The organism is uncultured Chloroflexus sp. (assembly GCF_937951745.1).
Classification (GTDB): domain Bacteria; phylum Chloroflexota; class Chloroflexia; order Chloroflexales; family Chloroflexaceae; genus Chloroflexus.
Genome location: NZ_CALFBQ010000073.1, coordinates 1 through 21017 on the forward strand (window position 1 = coordinate 1; position 21017 = coordinate 21017).

General features: G+C 58.3%; 19 protein-coding genes. 6 read left to right on the forward strand and 13 right to left on the reverse strand.

Annotated features, from left to right (window positions below):
• The coding region (locus Q1A59_RS15960; RefSeq protein WP_298405633.1) for a hypothetical protein at window positions 1-259 on the forward strand (259 nt) is incomplete at its 5' end.
• 164 nt (window positions 260-423) lie between these two features.
• On the opposite strand, the gene Q1A59_RS15965 is transcribed toward Q1A59_RS15960, so the two are convergent.
• The 5 genes from Q1A59_RS15965 to Q1A59_RS15985 all read right to left on the reverse strand — a co-directional run bounded on the left by Q1A59_RS15965 (window position 424) and on the right by Q1A59_RS15985 (window position 5246).
• Window positions 424-819 carry a Zn-ribbon domain-containing OB-fold protein gene (locus Q1A59_RS15965; protein ID WP_298405635.1) on the reverse strand — a complete coding sequence of 132 codons (396 nt, stop codon included), beginning with the start codon at window positions 817-819 and terminating at the stop codon, window positions 424-426.
• Window positions 816-1382, reverse strand: coding sequence for a Yip1 family protein (locus Q1A59_RS15970; RefSeq protein WP_298405638.1), 567 nt, complete (start codon window positions 1380-1382; stop codon window positions 816-818). The genes Q1A59_RS15965 and Q1A59_RS15970 overlap by 4 nt, the downstream gene beginning before the upstream one ends.
• Before the next feature lie 79 nt (window positions 1383-1461).
• Entirely contained in the window at window positions 1462-2628 is a 1167-nt protein-coding gene (locus tag Q1A59_RS15975; RefSeq protein WP_299645229.1) for a thiolase C-terminal domain-containing protein, read from the reverse strand.
• A gap of 39 nt (window positions 2629-2667) precedes the next feature.
• Window positions 2668-3717, reverse strand: coding sequence for a hydroxymethylglutaryl-CoA synthase (locus Q1A59_RS15980; RefSeq protein WP_298405643.1), 1050 nt, complete (start codon window positions 3715-3717; stop codon window positions 2668-2670).
• Window positions 3718-3923: 206 nt separating this feature from the next.
• Window positions 3924-5246 carry a hydroxymethylglutaryl-CoA reductase, degradative gene (locus tag Q1A59_RS15985; protein WP_298405646.1) on the reverse strand — a complete coding sequence of 441 codons (1323 nt, stop codon included), beginning with the start codon at window positions 5244-5246 and terminating at the stop codon, window positions 3924-3926.
• A gap of 178 nt (window positions 5247-5424) precedes the next feature.
• On the opposite strand from Q1A59_RS15985, the gene Q1A59_RS15990 reads away from it, so the two are divergent.
• A complete protein-coding gene (locus Q1A59_RS15990) occupies window positions 5425-6105 on the forward strand; it encodes a hypothetical protein (protein ID WP_298405650.1) in 681 nt (226 codons plus the stop codon).
• Here the strand turns inward: Q1A59_RS15990 and Q1A59_RS15995 are convergent.
• Together Q1A59_RS15995 and Q1A59_RS16000 are read right to left on the reverse strand one after the other, a co-directional pair.
• On the reverse strand, window positions 6092-8017 hold the full coding sequence (locus tag Q1A59_RS15995; protein WP_299645230.1) for a hybrid sensor histidine kinase/response regulator: 1926 nt from the start codon (window positions 8015-8017) through the stop codon (window positions 6092-6094). The two genes, Q1A59_RS15990 and Q1A59_RS15995, sit on opposite strands and share 14 nt — an antisense overlap.
• A gap of 11 nt (window positions 8018-8028) precedes the next feature.
• Window positions 8029-9462 carry an ATPase domain-containing protein gene (locus Q1A59_RS16000; protein ID WP_298405656.1) on the reverse strand — a complete coding sequence of 478 codons (1434 nt, stop codon included), beginning with the start codon at window positions 9460-9462 and terminating at the stop codon, window positions 8029-8031.
• 259 nt (window positions 9463-9721) lie between these two features.
• On the opposite strand from Q1A59_RS16000, the gene Q1A59_RS16005 reads away from it, so the two are divergent.
• The gene (locus Q1A59_RS16005) at window positions 9722-10801 is read left to right on the forward strand and encodes a Xaa-Pro peptidase family protein (RefSeq protein WP_298405659.1); all 1080 of its coding nucleotides are present in this window, start codon (window positions 9722-9724) and stop codon (window positions 10799-10801) included.
• A gap of 138 nt (window positions 10802-10939) precedes the next feature.
• Here Q1A59_RS16005 and Q1A59_RS16010 read toward each other — a convergent pair whose 3' ends face one another.
• The 6 genes from Q1A59_RS16010 to Q1A59_RS16035 all read right to left on the reverse strand — a co-directional run bounded on the left by Q1A59_RS16010 (window position 10940) and on the right by Q1A59_RS16035 (window position 16990).
• Window positions 10940-11422: a peptidylprolyl isomerase gene (locus Q1A59_RS16010; RefSeq protein ID WP_366144867.1), complete on the reverse strand. Its 483-nt coding sequence runs from the start codon at window positions 11420-11422 to the stop codon at window positions 10940-10942.
• 94 nt (window positions 11423-11516) lie between these two features.
• Window positions 11517-12857, reverse strand: a complete 1341-nt coding sequence (locus Q1A59_RS16015) for a VWA domain-containing protein (RefSeq protein WP_299645231.1) — start codon at window positions 12855-12857, stop codon at window positions 11517-11519.
• An 11-nt stretch (window positions 12858-12868) separates the two neighbouring features.
• The gene (locus Q1A59_RS16020) at window positions 12869-13240 is read right to left on the reverse strand and encodes a hypothetical protein (RefSeq protein WP_298405664.1); all 372 of its coding nucleotides are present in this window, start codon (window positions 13238-13240) and stop codon (window positions 12869-12871) included.
• 32 nt (window positions 13241-13272) lie between these two features.
• Window positions 13273-15237 (reverse strand): acetyl-CoA carboxylase biotin carboxylase subunit, encoded by a 1965-nt coding sequence (locus Q1A59_RS16025; RefSeq protein ID WP_298405667.1) that lies wholly within the window; start codon window positions 15235-15237, stop codon window positions 13273-13275.
• Window positions 15219-16217 carry a TIGR03557 family F420-dependent LLM class oxidoreductase gene (locus Q1A59_RS16030; protein WP_298405670.1) on the reverse strand — a complete coding sequence of 333 codons (999 nt, stop codon included), beginning with the start codon at window positions 16215-16217 and terminating at the stop codon, window positions 15219-15221. Before Q1A59_RS16030 ends, Q1A59_RS16025 begins: the two co-directional genes overlap by 19 nt.
• A 68-nt stretch (window positions 16218-16285) precedes the next feature.
• The gene (locus tag Q1A59_RS16035) at window positions 16286-16990 is read right to left on the reverse strand and encodes a sortase (RefSeq protein WP_298405686.1); all 705 of its coding nucleotides are present in this window, start codon (window positions 16988-16990) and stop codon (window positions 16286-16288) included.
• Window positions 16991-17339: 349 nt separating this feature from the next.
• On the opposite strand from Q1A59_RS16035, the gene lipB reads away from it, so the two are divergent.
• The 3 genes from lipB to lpdA all read left to right on the forward strand — a co-directional run bounded on the left by lipB (window position 17340) and on the right by lpdA (window position 20695).
• Window positions 17340-18005 (forward strand): lipoyl(octanoyl) transferase LipB, encoded by a 666-nt coding sequence (gene lipB, locus Q1A59_RS16040; protein WP_298490579.1) that lies wholly within the window; start codon window positions 17340-17342, stop codon window positions 18003-18005.
• Between the two features lie 142 nt (window positions 18006-18147).
• Entirely contained in the window at window positions 18148-19068 is a 921-nt protein-coding gene (lipA, locus tag Q1A59_RS16045) for a lipoyl synthase (protein WP_299645232.1), read from the forward strand.
• 214 nt (window positions 19069-19282) lie between these two features.
• Complete coding sequence (gene lpdA, locus Q1A59_RS16050; protein WP_299645233.1) at window positions 19283-20695, forward strand: dihydrolipoyl dehydrogenase; 1413 nt, start codon at window positions 19283-19285, stop codon at window positions 20693-20695.
• Window positions 20696-21017: the final 322 nt, after the last annotated feature.

Genomic DNA, 21017 nt, shown 5'->3' on the forward strand with positions numbered 1-21017 from the left:
CGACCGCGTCTTTTTTGCCGAACTCAAAGCCCGCCTAACGGCAAACGACGCCCTGCAAGCCAGCGCTCGCATCAATCCACCCGAAAGTGTGCGATTACTCCACGATACTCTCTTCGATAGGGTACTACAGACCATGATTGAAAGTAATTTTGAGATGTTTCGACGTATCAATGACGATGAGTCATTTGCCCAAGCGATACGGGAGAAAATTTTTAAGATAGTATATCAAGAGTTACAACAACAGTATCAAAGACGGTAGAGGTGTAGCATTGCCACGCCTCTACCACGTTCACGCGGCTTTGAGGCGATCAATGTCGCCGGCGGTATGCGCGCATGGAAGGCCGCCGGCTATGCGATGATGGTTGGCCCGTAACCGGTAGCGACGCACGGTTGTGCGTTTCTACCGGTTGTGCGTCTCTACCGTTATCGAATACAGGGACGGAACTTATACCCGTACACCAAAACCCCATCCTCGCCGGTATCCATCAACCGGCGGGTGACCATCTCAACCGGCATGCCGATTGTGAGATCGGCTTCGTCGCAATCGGTCAATTGGGCAGTCACCATTGGTCCTTCTTCTAACCGAACCAGCGCGACCGGGTAGATGCCGAGGCTCTCATACCCCGACGGTACTTGCCGGATCACGCTGAAACTGTAGATTTCGCCGCGTCCGCTCAGTTGATACGGTTCCCAGTCATTCGGGTCTTCATCAAGGGTAGGCGGCTGGGATGGGAAACGCACCTCGCCGGTGTGGCGATGGCGTTGCCCTTCCAACCGATAGCGGGTCGTCCGTTCCCGCCAGTGTCGAGCAATATTCATGGTGCAAAACCTCCACCAAGTAAGATTGCAATCGTAGCTAGTCCAACGGTCGCACAGACAATAAGTATGCCAATGACGGCTAAAATGATGGCAATGTAGAGCGCCTTCTGGGCGGGCAAGTTCATGCCCGACTGAATAGCCAGATAGGTAAGATAGACGCCATAGAGAGTCAGTGCGAGCGAAATGATCCCGCCGATGAAGGGAATGACAGTGGCAATACCTTGACCGACTGCTAATGGTGAAGAGAAGAGGGAAAGTCCCCACGCCAATTCGCCAAAGCTACCCGTGCCGCCAAAAGCGCGACCAAGGAGATAAATGATACCCCACCCGATCAACGAACCGATAATGGTACTGAGGACAGCGCTGAGAATGATGGCGATCAGTTCGCTGATTCCGCCACCGCTTAACAGTGAGGAAAAGGCTACAATAACTCCATTGATCACGCTGGCAATAACGGCGTAGATCAATGCCCACACTAAATTGTCGCGCTCGTGACGCTCGAAGGCTTGTACCGACGGTTGAGTAAGGACTGCGATACTGCCGTTGACCATCTCCTGAATCACAGGAATACTCCTTTGGTTATCCAAAAAGGCGGAAAGCAGCCTTATTGTACCTTACGCAACTACCGGCGTAAAGGGGTAATCACGCTTCCCGAATCAGGACATGGCTCACCGCAGTTGCACCGATCCCGCCGAGTGACTGAGCTAACCCAACGCGGGCATTGCTAACTTGGGTCGCGCCAGCCGTACCGCTCAGTTGGCGGGCAAGTTCGATGATCTGATAAACTCCGCTTGCTCCACCAACATCGCCACGCGCCTTGTAGCCGCCGGCAGTAGCAATTGGCGTCTTGCCGGTTGGTGTGATCGCGCCTTCGGCAGCGTGGCGCGGGGCCGTGCCGGGTTCGTAACAGCCAATCGCTTCTAACGCCAAGGTTGCAGCAATGCCGTGCGGATCGGTCAGCTCCCACACATGCACATCGCCAACGCCAAGGTGGGCACGACCAAGGGCAATGTGGGCACTGGCGCGGGCCGCGCTTAGTTCGAGCGGGTTGCGCCGGCGATGCAAGGCCGGGGTGTCAGTGGCGACAGCAGCGCCGGCGATGCGGATGCGCGGGCCGTCAAGTTCGCGTGCCAACTGCTCGCCGGCAATGAGGAGAGCGGCAGCGCCATCGGCCAGCGTGCTGCAATCGAGCAGGTTGAGCGGCGAGGCGACCATAGCCGCTTTGCGATACTTGTTGGCATCAATGGTAAACCGGTAGAGCGCCAGCGGATTTTTTGCCCCGTTGGCATGGGCATTGATCGGGAATGGCGCGAAAGCGTCGGCAGTGTAGCCGTACTCGTGCATATAGCGGCGCATGAGCATCGCCCACTGCGCAGTAAGGGTGATGCCGTGCAACGCTTCCTCGTTGCTGTCTGCGGCCATAGCCTGCGCGGCCTCGATCACGTCTTCGAGGTGGTCGGTGACCTTCTCAACCCCGATCACCAGCGCAAGCGGCAGGCCGTGCTGTACCGCTTGCACCGCTTGGGAGAGCGCCATTGCGCTGCTAGCGCCAGCGGCTTCAATGCGGAAGGCCGGAATCGATGGCGAGAGGCCGAGCATGCTGGCGAGATACGCACCAAGCTGGCCCTGCCCGTAAAGTTCTTCGCTGTAGGCGCTGCCCACATAGAGCGCACCGATCTGGTGTGGCGCCAAACCCGGCGCGCTCGCGAACGCGGCTCGCGCCGCTTCACTGGCCAGATCGGCTAGATCACGCCCGTAGTGCTCGCCGACGGCAGTCGCGCCCATGCCGGCAATATAGACGTTGGTCATAGTGACTCCTTACTCTTACCTTCCCTATTCCTTACTTCCCTACCCCATCACCAACTTACCGCGCCACTTGGCATAGATCGCGTAATCGATCATCACAGCGCGCTTGAGGTAGGCTGCGGTCAAGGGCGCTCGCTCGCGCCGCTCCAGAATCGCGTCGGTGACTGTGAGCGCATAGGCGTCAGAACCGGCTCCGCTGCCGTAGCTGGTCACGAAGATGGTGTCACCCGGTTTGGCTATATCGAGAATGGCGCACAGACCGATAAGTGCTGCGCCCGAATAGGTGTTGCCGATCTGTGGACTGAGCAATCCCGGTGCGATTTGGGCGTCGGTAAAGCCGAGCCGTTTGGCAACTACTTGGGGGAATTTGGCGTTTGGCTGATGAAAAACGGCATAGGTAAAGTCAGCAGCCGTGCAGTTCAATTGACGTAACAATTCGGCGGCTGCCGATTGAATCTGGTGAAAGTAGGCCGGCTCGCCGGTGAAGCGATTGCCATGCACCGGGTAGGGCCGATCGGCGCGGCGGTAAAAGTCGGGTGTGTCAGTGACATACGAGAGGGTGGCGTCGATGGTGGCCAGCGCCTGCTCGGCAGGGCCGACGATCAACGCTGCTGCACCGGCTGAGGCGGTGTACTCCAGTGCGTCACCGGGCCGGCCTTGGGCCGTATCGGCACCAATTGCCAGCGCATAGCGCTGCATCCCGCTGCCGACCAACGCCATCGCTGCCGTCAGCGCCTCTGAGCCGGCTTTGCAGGCAAACTCCCAGTCGGCGGCGCTGACCCACGGGCCGGCACCGAGCGCATCGGCGACTACTGTGCCCGATGGTTTGACACTGTACGGATGGCTTTCGCTGCCGATCCAGACCGCACCGAGATCGGTAGCAGAAATGTCAGCGCGCGCCAGCGCGTTGCGCGCTGCTTCGATCGACATCGTGATGGTGTCTTCATCGGGACCGGGGACGCTTTTGGCTTCCACCGGTACCCCGTTTTGGCCATCGGTCCAGATGCGGGCAATCTCACGGGCCGCGATCCGGTAGCGCGGGATGTACACGCCGTAGCCGATGATGCCAACCGGTTGCTGAGGCTTCATCATAGAATGGTTCTCCACTTTTGTAAGACACATAGACCCATGCTCGGCGCAGTGCGACGAACTGACTGTCGACAGCAAACGGCTGCCAAATAGGCCCACGCTTTAGTTTGGAAGACAAAAATCTCGCCCCACTGCGCAGATCGTTCGCAGTAAGGCAACACTAGCGGCGGCCTGTCTCAACGACGAACAGGCCGCCGTAAGTTTGGGCATTAGTTCTTGGCGGGGTCGCCGACGACACGCCGGCCTTCGAGTTCGGCGATAATCTCTTCGGCGCGAGCCGGTTTGATGTTGCGCTCGGCCACCATGCGGCGGGCAACTTCATCGACCAGCGTGCCGGAAGCGCCGGCAGCCATCGCAATCTGGCGGGCATGCAAACCCATGTGGCCCTGCTGGATGCCTTCACACGCTAGCGCGCGCATCGCAGCGAGGTTGTTGGCCAAGCCGGCAGCGACGCAGACTTCGGCCAGTTCGTTGGCACTCCGCACACCGAGCAGTTTCAACGCGGCTTGGGCCGTCGGGTGTACTTTCGTGGCCCCGCCGACAATCCCGACCGAGAGCGGCATTTCGAGCGTGCCAACCAGATTGCCCTGCTCATCACGCTCCCAGTGCGAGAGCGAGGTATAGTGACCGTTGCGGCTCGCATACGCATGGGCGCCAGCTTCGACCGCACGCCAGTCGTTGCCGGTGGCGACGAGCACCGGATCAATGCCATTCATGATCCCTTTGTTGTGTGTCGCCGCTCGGTAGGGATCAACCGCGGCAAAGGCGTAGGCCCAAAGAATACCTTCCACCACCTCTTCGCCGGTGAGGCCGTCGCGGGCCAATGAGGCTGCCGGCACAACGCAGCGGGCACGCGCCAGTCGGCGATCGGTCAGATTCGAGAGGATGCGCAAATAGACGCGCCCGCCAGTCATCTCGGCCAAGAGCGGCGCTACCGCTTCGGCCATCGTGTTGACCGCATTGGCACCCATCGCGTCGCGGCAATCAACGATAAGATGGACGATCAGCATCGGCCCCATCGGGCTAGTGGGAAAGAAGCGCACCTCAACATCACGCGCGCCGCCGCCGAGCGTCACCAGTGAACGGCTTTGGGCATTGGCTAGTGCCAGAATTTCTTCCTTGCGAGCGAGAATCGTCTGGCGAGCCTGATCGGGATCGGCGACATGCACCAACTGCACCTGCCCAATCATCAGCGGTTCAGTGCTGCTGGTCTGAAACCCACCGCCATCCCGCACCATGCGAGCGGCATAGCTCGCACCGGCCACAATTGATGGCTCTTCCACCACCATCGGGATTAGGTAATCGCGCCCGTTGATGCGGAAGTTGGTGGCAATACCGAGTGGCAAATTATATGTGCCAACCACATTCTCGATCATCTTGTCGGCGCGCTCAATACTTAATGCGCCGCCACTGCCGCCATGCAGTGCACGTAAATCTTCATCAACCAGTCCGTCGAAGGACTTTACCATCTGGAGCCGCTCAAACGGATTGAGTTGGTAGAAACCTTGAAGTCGTGAATTTTTGGTCCCCATGAGAGGACACCTCCTTAACCGTACACGAGTGTTGGCATCTGCTTCCCTTACTACGATACCACGATGCTAGTGAAAAACGGTTAATAACAACTCTCAAAACCTATCATGCGCCTGTCTGGTGGCTGTCATAAGAGGACTTGAACACCATTACGGGGGTTGTGATACAATAAGCAACGTGATGTACAAACGTTTGTTCGTATTATTCATCTTGCTGTGGGTAAGCGCATGCGCTTCACCGACGGCGTTGCCGTTACCGACTGATGTCGTCGCGACGGCGGCGCTGGGCCAGCAACAGCTCATCGCCTTCTTGTACCGTGATGAGCAAGGGGTGAGGTTGGTCAACGGTCTGAGTGTCAGTACCGCTCGCCCCATCCCACTTGATCCACCCGACCAGCAAGTCTGGATCGGAGAGGTTGCGCTACCTGCCAATTTGGCGCTCACCGAGGCTGGCGATGTGCAATATGGGATGGTCATCGCGCAGGGAGATTGGCAGCCTACCGGCCAATATGGGCCGGGCGGGTTATGGCCGCACGCGCTGGCTTCGCCGCGCCTGCAACCTTTTACGCCGGAAACGGTGGCTCTCGCGGACTTGCTGAGTGATACCCGCTACGAAGGGCAAGTGGTTCGGCTGCGTGCAGCATTGATCGTTTCTACCGGCACCAGTTTGCTGGTCGAAGCGATCGGTCCCGGTGGCGTGCCGGCGGCTGATGCGCGGCAAGTGAAGCTTTGGCACGGCGATCGCGATCAGGCGTTGATCGAGCGCTTGCAGGTGAGCGGGGCTGTACGGTTTGGCTATGTTGAAGTGGTTGGACGGTGGCGGCAAGGGCGGGTTGAGCCATTATTGATTATCCTACCGTAAGCACAGCTCGTACCCGTTGTAATAACTGTTGCAGGGTAAATGGCTTGGTCAGTAAACGCTCGCTAGACACGCTGATTGGCTCGTTGCCGGCATACGCTGACACGTAAAGAACACGCATTCCCGGCCGTTGCGCAGTGAGGCGGCGATACAGCTCGTCACCGGTCATCATTGGCAGCGTGACATCGCTGATCAGCAGGTCAATCGCGCCTTCGTAACTGTTTGCTATCCCCATCCCGCGTTGTGGATCAAGCGCCTCAAGCACTCGATAGCCGTAAAGGCGTAGCGCACTCGCAATCAGGTGCAGGACTGCCGGCTCGTCTTCCACAACCAACACCGTCTCGTGCCCGATCAAGCGTTCACCGGTAAACGGCTCATGAGCGGCAATTGGTGCGACATCGGCAAACGCCGGCAGGTAAATGGTAAATATGGTTCCTTCTCCTAATACGCTCTGTACATCAATATGACCATAGTATTGCTTGACAATGCCGAAAACAGTTGCGAGGCCGAGACCGGTACCTTGACCTTGCGGTTTGGTCGTAAAAAACGGTTCAAAGATGCGAGGGAGAATAGCCGGGTCAATCCCGCAACCGGTGTCTTGCACCTGTAACATCACGTATCTGCCTGCAGCAAGGTTTGGCACGTGAGGGACGGCATTCTCATTAATCTGGACGAGCGCCGTGGTGATGGTCACCGTACCGTTGCCGCTGATGGCGTCGCGGGCGTTAATGACTAAATTGAGCAGCACCTGCTCGATTTGACCAGCATCGGCCATGATTGGCAAAAGGTTCGGACTCAGATGCAGATCAATCGTGATCCGTTTGTCAATGAGTCGGCGCAAAATACCGGCAAAATCGCTGATCACCTGATTCAGGTTAATCAGTTTTAGCTCCAGCCGTTGACGACGGCTAAAGGCCAGAATTTGGCGAGTCAAGGCAGTAGCACGGATGCCGGCAGCGCGAATCTGATCAAAATTCGCGTACAGTTCCCCTTCAGGCGGTGCTTCGAGCATGCCTATCTCGGCAAAGCCGATGATTAGTACGAGCAAATTATTGAGATCGTGGGCGATACCGCTAACTAACGATCCGATTGCCTCAAACTTTTGGGCTTGGAAGAGCTGTTCGGTAAGCTGCCGTTGCTCCTCTTCCATTTGCTTACGCGCAGTGAGATCAACATGCGCGCCGAGCATGTGGGTAGGTCGTCCGTGCTGATCGTAGATCAGCGCTGCTTGTGACTGTATCCAGTGGTAACTACCATCTTTATGCCGTAGACGAAACTCGAGGGTAAAATCGGGCCACGGTTGACGCAGGTAGCGGTTGATCGTGTTCAAGCATCGCTCGCGATCATCGGGATGCAGCCGCTCTTCCCATGCTTCAAAGGTATCGATAATCTCATGAGCTTCGTAGCCAAGCTGTGCTTTCCATTCCGGAGAAAAGAAGACCCGGTTCGTGGTCAGGTCCCATTCCCACAAACCAATATGGGCCGATTGCACCGCCAATCGCAGCCACATCTGGATGTTTACCAGCAGCGACTGCTGTAACTGATTAACCTCCAGTGCCAGCCGGCGGGCGCGGAGCAGGATCTCGATGCGGGCGTGCAATTCGACTTTCTGAATAGGACTAATGACCAGTTCATCGATGGTGCGCCAGAGGTGGCGTGTATGCAGTTGTACGTCACGCCGGCTGGTGATCAGCAAAAATGGAAGAAACAGCGGGTGATCGATGGAACGACGTTCCTGAATTGCCGCTTCGTAGCGATCAAGTATCTGCCCATCGATGATGCAGAGCTGGAACGGTTGCTGGAGATCGGCGATGCAATGACCTTCAATAATCTGATACCGCGATTGCAACCAATCACGGAGCTGGTTCTGATTGGTGGTGTTGGCGAGGAAGAGCAAAATCGTATTGTCCGCCATGCGGTGTATCCTCACGATTGGTCAGTCCATGTCGGCATGCCAATAAGAATACCACGCAGGTTGGTGAGCGGTTTACCGACCTTGATTCCGTAGCGTGAAATCGTGAACTCGCGCAGCGTCTTCTCAAAATCGCTCAATCGTTTCTTCAAGACGCCGATAGCTTTGCGTAATTCACCCTCTATTTCCAAAAAGCGTAAGAAAATGATGTTATCACCCAAGTAACTAGCACCAATGTCAGTGACTTGGAAATCGCCAACGATACTATTTGTGTCCATAATAAAAATAACAGTAACACCTTTACTCTGTAAATACTTGCCCAAGGCGTGTAGTTGACTGATAAGGTCTTCACCCTGCATACAGAGCCGATAACCGGTGACACTATCGATCATCACCATTGTTACCTGTTTGTGTTCCACCCAGAAACGCACGTATTGGGCAAATTCGTCCGGGTTATACTGCAACGGTTCGATCTTTTCGACCCTAAGCAGGTTGTTGGCCTGCATTGCCCGCACTGGGATATTCACCGCTTCGCAGCGTTCTACCATAATCTCGACCTCTTCCTCAAACGAGAAGACGATCGACTGCTCGCCGCGACTGGCAGCTTCTTTCATAAATTGAAAGCCGAGCGTGGTTTTTCCTACGCCTGATGGCCCAGTAATTAGCGTTATCGTGCCACGCTCGATCCCGCCGTTGAGCAACTCGTCGAGTTCCGGCACGCCAGATGGCATGAGGGTAAAGGAATGCCCTGTTACCAACGGGCTAGGAATGATACGCGGGAAGACAGACAGACCACGGCCAGTGAGCCGCATCGCGTGGCGGCCACTGCTGAACGATGAACCGCGCATTTTGCTGACGCTGAGATAGCGCCCGTTCTGCGTGAGTTCAAGCGTTATAATGCCATCGGCGATATACTGCAGATCATCATCGGGAAAAGCAGTACTATTTTCAGCCGAAAAGATAACCGTTGTTTGCTGTTCAGCCAAAAAGCGGAGGAAGGAGATAACCTGTTTGCGGAATTGGAAGAGGTCAGGGGTGAGGTAACGAAATTGCGTGATGGGATCGAAAAAGACCCGGCTTGGTCGTAACCGCTGCACGCTCTCGACAATCTGGCGTGTAAGCGGTTCACGCTCAACCTCGGCTGGCGAGAAAATATCGTAAATTTCGGTTTTGGCAAAGAAATCAGACGATGGGCTGAGGTCAAGAATGTGGACGTTACTAAGATCGATGCCAATATTTGCCGCATTACGACGAATCTTGCTTGCAGATTCTTCAAGACTAATGAAGAGCGCTGTTTCTCCCCGCGCAGCGCCAGTTGCCAAAAAGTGTAGGCCAAGCGTGGTTTTGCCGGTGCCGGGTCCTCCGCGCACGAGATACGCATCATGTGGAACCAATCCGCCACCGATCACTTCATCAAGTCCGGGGATACCAGTGGGGAGACGGTTCATTGCTCCTACGTCCATGAGTTGCCTCTGTAATGTGAGATTACTACGCTTATCCTAACGATCTGGTCAAGCTGCGTCAAGAATCTTGTTGGTAGTATGCCGATGTTTCTCTAATAGCCCAACAAGTGCTCTCCCCATGGCTATCAATGACGGCCTTGGCGGTAGCATTTGCCCCCTACCTTTAGAGCATGATTGCAGCGATCACGATGATGTAGCATACTTGCAAGACGGATTAGTATTGCGTGTTTGAAAGGAAACTGTGATGATGGAACGGTTGCAGCGGTTGCGTGCCACATTGGTCGAGCAAGCATTGCCGGCAATGCTGCTCACCGCGCCAACCAGCCGGCGGTATCTGAGCGGGTTTACCGGCAGTGCCGGCGCGTTGTTGATCAGCGCCGAGGCAGCTTTCTTGCTGACCGATGGCCGGTATACGGTGCGTGCTGCGGCTGAGGCGCCGGCATTTACCCTGCGCGAAGTGCGCGCAGCCGTGAAGCCAATGCCAAAATTGGTAGCTGAACTGGCAGCGGAATTGGGTCTGAGCCGGCTTGGCTTTGAGGCGGCGGCGATGACGGTAGCCGAGTATCAGCAATTTACAAAGGCGTTGGGTGAAGCGATTGAGCTGGTGGCTACTGAGAATCTGGTGGAAGAGTTGCGGATGGTGAAAGATACGGGCGAAATTGAACTATTGCGGCGCGCAGCGGCGATCACCGATGCGGCGTTGGCTGCGGTGTTGCCGGTGTTGTCGCCTGAGATGACCGAGCGTGAGGCGGCGTGGCGGATTGAGGTGGCATTGCACGAACGAGGCGCCGATGGGCCGTCGTTTCCGATTATTGTCGCCGCCGGTCGTAATAGTGCCCGTCCGCATCACGAGCCGGGCCACGATGTGTTGGGTGAAGGACAGCCAATCATTATTGATATGGGAGCGCGACTCGACGGCTATCACGCCGATCTGACCCGCACCATTGTGCTTGGTCAGCCTGACGACACCTTCCGCGCGGTGTATGCGGCGACGCTCGCAGCGCAACAAGCGGCGATTCGCGCGTTGCGGCCCGGTTTGCCGTGGGCTGAAGCCGATGCGATTGCCCGCCGGGTGATTGAAGAAGCCGGCTATGCCCATGGCATTGCTCACAGCCTTGGCCACGGCGTTGGGCTGGCAATCCACGAAGCGCCGTGGTTGCGAATTACGGTACCTGATGCGCCGCCAAGCCCGCCGTTGCAAGCTGGTATGGTGACGTCGGTTGAGCCGGGGATTTATCTACCGGAGTGGGGCGGGGTGCGGATCGAGGATTTAGTGTTAATTACCGCTGACGGGTGTGAGGTGCTGTCGCAGGCGCCGCGCTAGGAACAGCGTGGGCAGCGCGGTGCCCTTACAAGATGAGGGGTGCGTAGTGCTGTCGCAGGTGCCGCGTTCATCGTAGGGACAGTGCAGCGCACTGTCTCTACGATCATGCCCCCGCGACCGGATATGCGCGCATACCGGTTACAATTCATGCACCGTCACTTTGGTCATTTTATCGCCTTGTTGAATGGCGTACACCACATCCATTCCCGCCACAACCCGGCCAAACACGGTATGGCGGCCATTGAGGTGGGGTTGGGGAGTATGGGTAATGAAAAACTGGCTGCCATTCGTGTTTGGGCCAGCGTTTGCCATCGAGATAACGCCGGCCTCGTGCTTGAGCGGGTTGCCCATCACCTCATCGGCGAAGCGATAGCCGGGGCCGCCGCTGCCGCGCCCGGTTGGGTCGCCACCTTGAATAACAAAATCCTTAATGACGCGATGGAAGGTGAGACCATCGTAAAAGCCTTCGCGGGTGAGGAAGACAAAATTGTTGACAGTCATCGGCGCGTGTTGCGGGTAGAGATCAAGCTCGATCGTACCGCGGGTCGTCTCTATCGTCACCCGGTACGTCTTCGTGACATCAATCTGCATTGCCGGCGGGCTATTCCATTGTTTGGCCACGGATCTGCTCCTCGTTTGTACAAATCGTGAGATGATACGTATTGTACCATTGAATGAAAGATGGAATAGCTTGGCCATTCCTTCCATTCTTGACTCATAGCCCCATCTCACCCAACCGGCGTGTTGCATACGTCAATTCTTTGCCGGTCGCACTAGGCTGATGGGTCTGTTCGAGCGTGATAGCTTCGTTGAGCGCCAATGCTGCCAACTCCGTTTCCCCGGCGGCGCGCAGGCGCGCCGCCAGTTGGCGCAACAGATTGGCTGCCGTAGCGTAGTCGCCTTGTTGGCGGGCAAGGTTGGCGCGCTGGTGGAGGTGGGCGATGCTGGCGCGAGTAATGATCGGCAGGAAGGCAGGCGGCGGGTTGGTAGCTTGAAGCTCGTAGTGGGCGATGAGGTCGTGGTGTTGTTCGTGTTGGCCGCTGCTGACGCGGAGACGGGCTAGCCGGCGCTGACTGCCGGGCGGGCCGGGGGCGACGAGGAATTCGCATAGCAATCGCACTGCTTCGCCCCGGCGCAGATCACCAAGCGGTAGGGTCATACGCCGGCCATGCTCGGCGCTGAGCGGGGTAAGTACGCTAAGTTCGGGCGCGAGGCGGGTGATCCGGCGCAGCGTCACCGTCTGCGGCAGCGCCATCTGCATTGTGACCGCCTGCGCCGAGGTCTGGCGGGCGCTTTCCAGCTCGGCGGCGATGATGGTTGGGATATGACTCGCTTCATGCACGAAACTGGCTCTCCCACCACTCAGATCGGCAAGCTGGGTGAGTAACTCTTCCTCAAATGCACCACCTAGCCCAACCGTGCTTATCGTGATACCGCGCGCTGCTGCTTCCCGCGCTACAGCAACGCAAAGGGTCGTGTCGGTGGTAAAGCCATCGGTCAGCAACACGATCCGCCGCACTGCCGGCTCATCGGTCACGACAAACTGGGCAAGCGCCAGTTGTAACCCTTGGGCGAGATTGGTCGTTTCGCCGAGCCGCAACGCAGGCAAGCGGGCAATGGCGGCGACCAACTCGGCGCGGCGGTCGCCGGGGGTGCTCGGCGCAAGCACGATGGCGTCGCTCGCGCAGGCGATCAGTGCCAGCCGGTCGGTCTGATCCAGTCGTTCGATCAGGCTATGCAGGGCGCGCGCGGTATAGTCGATCGGGCTAGGGTAGCGGGCGCGCATTTCACTCGCAAGTGGCGTACCCAATTGCCACACCGGTACCCCGTCAACCAGCACCTCATATGCGCCGCTGCTGCGCACCAACTCGCGAAATTGGTCTTCATCGACAATTGGAATGCGCATCGAGCGGCTGGCGTCAGCCACAATTGCAAGCTGTAGCGGCAGGTCGCGATAGCTATCAGCGACAATTGCCAGATGGACATACGCCACTTGCGGTTGCGACAGGGCAGGCAAGACGACCGGTTCAGGAACGGAGCGCACCTGTAACGGCATACGCAGTTTCCTTAGCGGCAATCGGCTGGTAACGGCGGATCGCTGAAGACCAATTCCAGTACCGAGCCATTATTGTAGGTGGTGACGCGCCGGGTACGGGTAATAGACTGCAATTGATCCCTACCGGCGACCCGAATGCAGGAATCGACGCTAGTCGCCTCGATGGTTTCCCGGATACCGCCGCGAGTGACGCCAATAATAAATTCTTGGGCAATAGCAAGTTTGACCGGTTGCAAAAAGCCGAGTCCAATCAGGCTGATTGCCAGCATCGTGATTACGAAGAGCCAAAGAAAGCAGCCGCTGAGGCCACGCCGTTTGGAGGCAGGTGCTTGTTGTGCGGCTGGGGATCTACTAGGCTGACCGGCTGATGATTGCGCTGCCATACCTTCATTCCGTAACAATCAATCAAAAGCGTCTATTCGGTTCCCGGCAGTGGTTCGAGATCAACCAGATGGGCGCCAGCGGCAACGCTGGCACCCGCCTGATACGGCAACCGGCGCACAATGCCGGCATACGGCGCGACGACGGTGTGTTCCATCTTCATCGCTTCGAGCACCAGTAGCGGCTGGCCTTCGCGCACCTGCTCGCCGACGGCGACGTGCAGCCGCACGATCGTGCCCGGCATTGGCGCGTTGAAGCTGGCCGCATTCTGGTCACTGGTGCGAGTGACAGTATCGGCGGTGAGCGGCGCCGGTCGCGTGAGGTGATGACTCTCGCCGCGCCATGCAATGTGCCAACCTTGCTCGGCGCGGGCGAAAAAGAATTGCACCCGCTGCCCGTTGATCGTGAGGGCTAATTCGTGGTCGCCGTGGTGCGCTAAAGCGACCTGTGCGTTCCAATCTTGCCCGCTTACCTGCCAGCCATCTACGCGCGGCGTCACTCGTAACCGGTGCTCGCCGTGTGCGGTAAAGGTGAGCGGGATCGTATCGCCGCCAAGTCGCCAGACAGCGGCCAGCGGGTCGCGGGCCGGCGGTTCGGCGGTAACGGCGAGGATTGCTGCTGCAATCAACACCTCGCGCGGGGGCGGGCCGGGTGGCGGCACGATCCCTTCGTGTTCGACGAGAAAGCCAGTATGGGTCGCGCCATCGGCGAAAGCTGGATGCTCGGCAATCGCTTGCAACAGCGGCAAGTTGGTGGTGGGGCCGAGCACCGCCATCTCGCGCAGAGCGCGACGCAGGCGAGCCACCGCTTGCCGCCGGTCAGTCCCGGCCACAATGAGCTTAGCCAGTAGCGGATCGTAATGCACCGTTACCTCATCGCCGCTAGTCAAGCCAGCGTCAACCCGCACTCCCGGCCCCTGTGGCGGCACAAAGAGCGCTACTTTGCCAATTGCCGGCAAATAGGTACGCGGGTCTTCGGCGTATAACCGCACCTCGATCGCGTGTCCGCGCACGGCAACATCTTCTTGGCGGAAGGGGAGCGGCTCGCCGGCGGCAATCGCAATCTGCAAGTGAACCAGATCGTAGCCGCAGACCAGCTCGGTTACGGGATGCTCCACTTGCAGCCGAGTATTCATCTCAAGAAAGTAGAATTCACCATTAGGGGCGAGAATGAATTCAACCGTACCGGCATTGACGTAGCCGGCAGCACGGGCGACGGCGACGGCGGCATTGCCCATTGCAGCGCGCAGTGCCGGGGTGAGGGCTGGTGAAGGCGCTTCTTCAACCACCTTTTGATGGCGGCGCTGGATCGAACAATCGCGCTCGCCAAGATGCACCACGTTGCCGTAGCGATCGGCCAGCACCTGAATCTCGACGTGGCGCGGGCGCAGCACCAGCCGCTCGATAATTAGCCGGTCGTCGCCGAAGGCAGCGCGCGCTTCGCGGCGCGCGCCTTCGATCGCTGCCGGCACGTCGGCGACATCGCCGACCGAGCGCATGCCCTTGCCGCCGCCGCCAGCGCTAGCCTTGATCAGTAACGGCGGCCCGATCCGGCGCGCCTCAGCGATCAGGCGCTCATCGCTCTGATCTTCGCCATCGTAGCCGGGCACGACCGGCACCCCAGCAGCCTGCGCGAGCAAACGTGCTTCTGCTTTTCCGCCCATCGCCGCAATCGCTGTCGGCGGCGGGCCGATGAAGGTAATGCCGGCAGCGGCGCACTGTTCGGCGAGTTTCACACTCTCGCTAAGGAAGCCGTAGCCGGGATGAATCGCTTGCGCGTTCAGTTTTAACGCCGCCTCGACAATCGCCTCAGCGCGCAAATAGCTCTGGGCAGCGGGAGGCGGCCCGATCAGGGCAGCGGCATCGGCCATGCGCACGTGCAGCGCTTTAGCATCGGCTTCGGAATAGACAACCACCGGGCTAATGCCCAATTCGCGGCAAGCGCGGATGATCCGCACCGCAATTTCGCCGCGGTTAGCGATCAAGATGCGGTTGAACATGGGCGTAAGTTGGGCAAGACAGCTTCACCAAACGCTTTAATCCATTCCACCTGATTGCGACCGACATTATGCACATAGATCTCGTCAAAGCCGAGATCGATAAATTGTTGGAGGTGGGCGCGGTGCTGGTCGAGATCGGAAGAAATCAACACTCGCCCGCGAAAATCTTCGGGTCGCACCAGCTTAGCCATCGCAGCGAAATCTTCGGGAGAGCGAATATCTTGCTTGGGGAAGTTCATACCGCCGTTCGGCCATTGGTTCAGCGCATTCTGCAACGCCTCTTCATCAGTCGGCGCCCATGAGACATGCAGTTGCAACAGCTTCGGCATCTTATCAGGGTCTTTGCCAGCCTCGCGCGCGCCGGCGGCAAAATCGGCCAGAATCCGGCGCAGCTTGTCAGGCGCGGCCCCCGGCGTAATCAGGCCATCGCACGTCTTGCCGGCCCAGCGCAGTGTCTGCGGCCCAGTAGCAGCGATATAGATCGGCACCGGCTGCTCTGGCAATGTCCACAGCCGCACCTTATTCATCTGAAAATAGCGCCCGCGATAGCGAGTCTCTTTGCCGCTCAGCAGCTTCTGAATAATCTCGGTTGCCTCTTGGAGCATCTCAAACCGTACCAGCGGTTCAGGCCACACGCCGCCAACAACATTCTCGTTCAGCAATTCGCCACTGCCCAAGCCAAGCCAGAAGCGACCGGGAAACATCGCGCCAAGCGTAGCCGCCGCCTGCGCGATGACCGCCGGGTGAGTGCGGAATGAGGGACAAGTTACCCCCGGCCCAAAGCGGTGACTCGTCATTACGCCGAGCGCGCCCATCCAACTATAAACGAAGGCGTTATGGCCTTGGGCCGGCACCCACGGTTGGAAGTGGTCGGCGGCCATCACGCCGCGGAAGCCGTATTGCTCAGCGAGCCGGCAATGTTCGAGCAGTTCGTTGGGGTGAAACTGTTCTAGCGCTGCGGATAGGCCAATTGTTGCCACAATCGTTACCCTTATTGTTTCAGGTGAAGTCTAGCGCATAGTATACCACGAGGCGGCGTGCCGCCTTGTCACGGCGCTGGCATGGCGATCGTGACCAAGCGGTGAGTCAATTCGACGTTTCCTTCCACGATCACCCGATCTCCAATACACGATACTAATGTTAGTCGTTCATCGCCGGTAGGCAAAATGTATTGCACTTGGTCGGGAGTGACGCGCTCTTTGCGCGCCACCACATAGCGAAAGACGGTGCCGTCGGCGCTGTAGAGGAAGATCTCACTGCCAATTGCTAACCGTTCTACATCGGCAAAAGGCGCAGGAATATGCGGTGCTTTACGGAAGCGCAAGACGTGTCCCCACAACACGATGTTCTCGCCTTGACCCGGTTTGGCGCTGTAGAGGTACCAGCCAACGTCGTGATCGAGCACAATCGGCACATTGTGTTTGTCCAACCCAACCGGATATAGTTTACGATCGAGGTTAATGGCCGGAATGACCAACCGTGCCGGTGTGCGGTCGCCGGTAGGCAGCGGGGTAGGCGCAAGCGTTGCGGTTGGCATTGGGGTTGGGATAGGTTTGGCGGTAGGGGTGAATGTTGGCGCAACGGTAGCAGTTGCGGTTGGGAGCGCAGTTGAAGTGGCGGTTGGCGTTGCTGTTGGTACACTGGTGAGCGTGGCGGTTGCGGTAGGCGACGGTGCAGCGAGTGCCGCAGCATCGGTGGCGGCGGCGCTGCACGCCCCGAGCAAGCCGCCGGCCAGCAGGATCAGCAATAACATTCGTGTCACGGATCACCTCAGTCCAGTTCATCGTCCCTCTAGTAGCCTACCACAGGTCACTGTAGAGTGCGACAGTGCAACTGCCGCCGACAAACAGTGTGCGGGCGAGTGACCGTCTGTCATTGCGCGGGAGCGACGGCTGCCAGCCGCGCTGGGTACTGCTCGACCGCAGCAATCTCCGCTAGAGTAGAGGGGATGCCTAAGCGGATCCGTTCCGCGCGAGCAAGAGATTGCTGCGCCGGGTGAGGGCAGCGCCCTGCGCTGCCTCGCCCCGCGACTCGCAATGACCCAAGAATTATGGTGTACTATACCTTTGACAGAGTCATTGCAACAGCTTCACATGACACCTATGCGTACATTAACCGTCCACCAGTTGGGTCGCATGGATTACACCGCCGCGTGGGAGGTTCAGCGCCAGTTGGCCCGCCAACGTTCGAGCGGCCAGATCGGCGATGCCCTGCTGTTGGTTGAGCATCCACCGACAATCACGCTGGGAAACAAAGCCCGTCTTGACCACGTGCTTGCTCCGCCGGAGGTGTTGGCAGCGCGAGGGGTGGCACTCGTGCAAAGCGATCGCGGTGGTGAAGTGACCTACCATGCGCCGGGGCAACTGGTCGCCTACCCGATTTTCAAGCTCTCACAGCACGGCAGCGATGTCAGACGCTACGTGCGCGGCTTGGAAGAGAGTGTCATTCAGGTGTTGGCTAGCTACGGCATCACCGGCGAGCGGGTTGCCGGTTTGACCGGCGTGTGGGTGCGTGGCGGCGCAGCCAAAATCTGCGCGATTGGCGTCAAGCTCAGCGCGAGCGGGGTTACGACACACGGGTTGGCGCTAAATGTCGATCCTGATCTGAGTGGTTTTGATCTGATCGTACCCTGCGGTATCACCGACCGCGGCGTTACCTCGTTGGCCGCCGAGCTTGGCGTGGCGCCGCCGCTGACCGAGGTAGCTGAGCGGTTGATTACCCAGATTGCCGAGGTGTTTGATTTGCAACCGGTGTCAGGGACGACGTAAGTTATTTCTATTTCTCACTGCTCAGGCTAAAGACCGACCATACCGCTCGCAATCAGGTAATTTGCGGTACAATACAAGCGCCAATCGAAATAATGATCGTTGATCGTTCCTATGCGGCGATCACTGGAAGGCGAGAGCGCCAATGGCAGAACTGATTCCGTTGAGCGAGGTGGGAATATCTAACACCGCACCTGCCGCTACCAACCGGCCCCGCCGGCCCGAATGGCTTAAGGCTCGCGCCCCCGGCGGCGCTAATTATCACGATGTGCTGCGCCTCATGCGCGAGAAAGGTCTCAATACCGTCTGTGAAGAGGCGCGTTGTCCGAATATCGGCGAGTGCTGGAGCCATCGCACGGCGACGTTCTTGCTGCTCGGCGATACCTGCACCCGCGGTTGCCGGTATTGCGCGATCGGCAAGGGTAAACCCAAGCCAATTGACGAGAATGAACCGGAACGGGTGGCCGAGTCGGTGGCTCACCTGAAGCTGAAGTTTGCCGTGCTGACTTCGGTCAACCGCGACGATGTGCCCGATGGCGGGGCGCATATCTTTGCCCGCACGATTGAGCTGATCCGGCAGAAGGTGCCCGATTGCCGGGTTGAGGTGCTGATTCCCGATTTCGACGGCAATTGGGATGCGCTAGCGATGGTGTTAGACGCCGAGCCGGACGTGCTGAACCATAATATCGAGACGGTGCCGCGGCTGTTTCGTCGTTTCCGCCCGCGAGCCAAATTTGAGCAGAGCATCGAACTCTTGGCGCGGGCCCGCGCTGCTCGTCCGCATTTGGTGACGAAGAGCGGGATGATGGTCGGCGCTGGCGAGACGAATCAAGAGGTGTTCGAGGTCATTGACCGGCTGCGCGAAGCCGATGTCAATGTGTTGACCATCGGCCAATACCTTGCCCCCGACGCCAGCTACTGGCCGGTGCATCGCTACGTCACCCCTGCTGAGTTTGCCGAGTTCCGCTCATATGCATTGGCTCGTGGCTTCCGCCACGTCGAGAGTGGCCCGCTCGTGCGCTCCAGCTACAATGCCCATCTGCACGTCGGCGCGGCCCAGCATTAGGCTTAAACGCGAAGGCGCAAAACAACGTGATGAGCGACGGTTGTTGGTAAGGACAGTAGAGACATAAGTATGTGCTGGTCATTACTGTGTGTTCATCATAAACTCTTTGCACCTTTGCGTCTTTGCGTTTATTATCCTACCCATCATTACTATGAGGCCATTCCAGCGGCGTAGACGGTGGCAGTGCCGCTGTCAGAAATGAAAGGGTTGTTCCGTGAGCGAGCAAGTGTATGATTTGATTGTGCTTGGGTCAGGGCCGGGTGGTTACGTGGCCGCTATCCGTGCTGCCCAACTGGGCATGAAGACAGCAGTTGTTGAGGTCAATGCGCTCGGCGGTGTGTGTCTCAATATCGGCTGCATCCCAACGAAAGCGTTGCTCCACAGCGCCGATCTGCTCGAAGAGGTGAAAGAGGCCAAGCGGTTTGGCATCTTGGCCGAGAATGTCGGTTTCGAGCTGGCCGGCGCGATGAAGCACAAAGATACCGTCGTCAAACAGAGCACTGACGGCGTCGCCTTTTTGATGAAGAAGAACAAGGTTGACGTGGTGGCGGGTTGGGGCCGGCTAATCGGGCGCGGCCAAGTGCATGTGCAGTTGAACGAAGGCGGCGAGCGGGTGCTGGCGGGCAAGCAGATCATCGTCGCCACCGGTGGTCGTCCGCGTCCTTTCCCCGGTGTACCGTTCGATGGCGAGCGGGTGCTCTCTTCGACCGATATGCTCAACTTGAAGGCGGTGCCGAGGAGCTTATTAGCGATTGGCGCCGGTGCGATCGGGGTTGAGTTCGCCTCGATGTTCCGCTCGTTCGGCAGCGAAGTGACGGTAGTCGAAGCATTGCCGCGGATTGTGCCCAACGAAGACGAAGAGGTCAGCGCCGAGTTGACCAAAGCCTTTCAGCGCCGTGGGATCAAGACACTGGCTGGCGCCAAGGTCGAGAGCATTGATGTGGGCAGTGAGCAGGTGGTCGTGACAGTGATGGATAGCGCCGGCAAACCGCAGCAGATCGCAGTCGAGAAGCTGCTTGTCTCGATCGGTATCGCCCCTAACACCGAGAACATTGGCTTGGAAGAGGTTGGGGTGAAGGTTAACAACCGTGGCTTTATCGAGACCGACGGCTTCCTCCGCACCAGTGCCGAGGGCATCTACGCGATTGGCGACTGCACTACCAACACGCCGTGGCTGGCCCACAAGGCTAGTGCCGAAGGCATTCTGGCCGTTGAGCATATGGCTGGTCATCACGTCACTCCAATCGATTATGGCAAGATTGCAGCCTGCACCTACTGCAATCCCGAAATCGCCAGCGTCGGCCTGACCGAAGCCAAAGCTCGCGAGCGCGGCTATCAGGTCAAGGTCGGCAAGTTCCCCTTCTCTGCCAATGGCAAGGCCCGCGTGCTTGGCCAGACTCGTTTTGGCTTTGTGAAACTGGTCGCCGAAGCCCAGTACGGCGAAATCTTGGGTGTTCACATGATCGGCCCGCGCGTCACCGAAATGATCGCCGAAGGCGGCATTGCTCTCAGCCACGAGGCCACCGGCGAGAGCATGATGCAAACCATCCATGCCCACCCGACGCTCTACGAAGCGATCGGTGAAGCGGCCCATGCCTTGGTGCATGGCGCGCCGATCCATTTGTAGCATGTCGTTGACCACGGCGAGCGCCGAAGATGCGGTGTCAAGCTGTATCATCGGCGCTCGTTTCAGTTTATGATATGCTTTACTTTCCCTGTCATTGCGAGGGAGCGGCGGTATCCAGCACGGCTGGATGCCGCCCGACCGCAGCAATCTCCTGCTTCAGCGCGATGCATGGCTGAGCGGGGGCAATCCGTGCGTGAGGGAGATAGTGTTGCCGCTGATCGTCAATAGATCTTAAGCATGCGTTAAACCCTCTCGCCTCAATCGCCCGCTCGCCCTCACATCGCATTGCGGTATCATAGCCAGTGGCAGTCTCGCTGTCACT

Excerpts from the sequence above, each read along its gene's own strand:
- Q1A59_RS15990 (WP_298405650.1), top strand. The coding sequence starts at position 5,425 with ATGTACAAACGTTTGTTCGTATTATTCATCTTGCTGTGGGTAAGCGCA.
- Q1A59_RS16015 (WP_299645231.1), bottom strand. The coding sequence starts at position 12,857 with ATGCCGTTACAGGTGCGCTCCGTTCCTGAACCGGTCGTCTTGCCTGCC.
- Q1A59_RS16000 (WP_298405656.1), bottom strand. The coding sequence starts at position 9,462 with ATGAACCGTCTCCCCACTGGTATCCCCGGACTTGATGAAGTGATCGGT.
- Q1A59_RS15975 (WP_299645229.1), bottom strand. The coding sequence starts at position 2,628 with ATGACCAACGTCTATATTGCCGGCATGGGCGCGACTGCCGTCGGCGAG.
- Q1A59_RS15995 (WP_299645230.1), bottom strand. The coding sequence starts at position 8,017 with ATGGCGGACAATACGATTTTGCTCTTCCTCGCCAACACCACCAATCAG.
- Q1A59_RS16005 (WP_298405659.1), top strand. The coding sequence starts at position 9,722 with ATGATGGAACGGTTGCAGCGGTTGCGTGCCACATTGGTCGAGCAAGCA.
- Q1A59_RS16025 (WP_298405667.1), bottom strand. The coding sequence starts at position 15,237 with ATGTTCAACCGCATCTTGATCGCTAACCGCGGCGAAATTGCGGTGCGG.
- lipA (WP_299645232.1), top strand. The coding sequence starts at position 18,148 with ATGGCAGAACTGATTCCGTTGAGCGAGGTGGGAATATCTAACACCGCA.
- Q1A59_RS15965 (WP_298405635.1), bottom strand. The coding sequence starts at position 819 with ATGAATATTGCTCGACACTGGCGGGAACGGACGACCCGCTATCGGTTG.
- Q1A59_RS16020 (WP_298405664.1), bottom strand. The coding sequence starts at position 13,240 with ATGGCAGCGCAATCATCAGCCGGTCAGCCTAGTAGATCCCCAGCCGCA.
- Q1A59_RS16035 (WP_298405686.1), bottom strand. The coding sequence starts at position 16,990 with ATGTTATTGCTGATCCTGCTGGCCGGCGGCTTGCTCGGGGCGTGCAGC.
- lipB (WP_298490579.1), top strand. The coding sequence starts at position 17,340 with ATGCGTACATTAACCGTCCACCAGTTGGGTCGCATGGATTACACCGCC.
- Q1A59_RS15985 (WP_298405646.1), bottom strand. The coding sequence starts at position 5,246 with ATGGGGACCAAAAATTCACGACTTCAAGGTTTCTACCAACTCAATCCG.
- Q1A59_RS15980 (WP_298405643.1), bottom strand. The coding sequence starts at position 3,717 with ATGATGAAGCCTCAGCAACCGGTTGGCATCATCGGCTACGGCGTGTAC.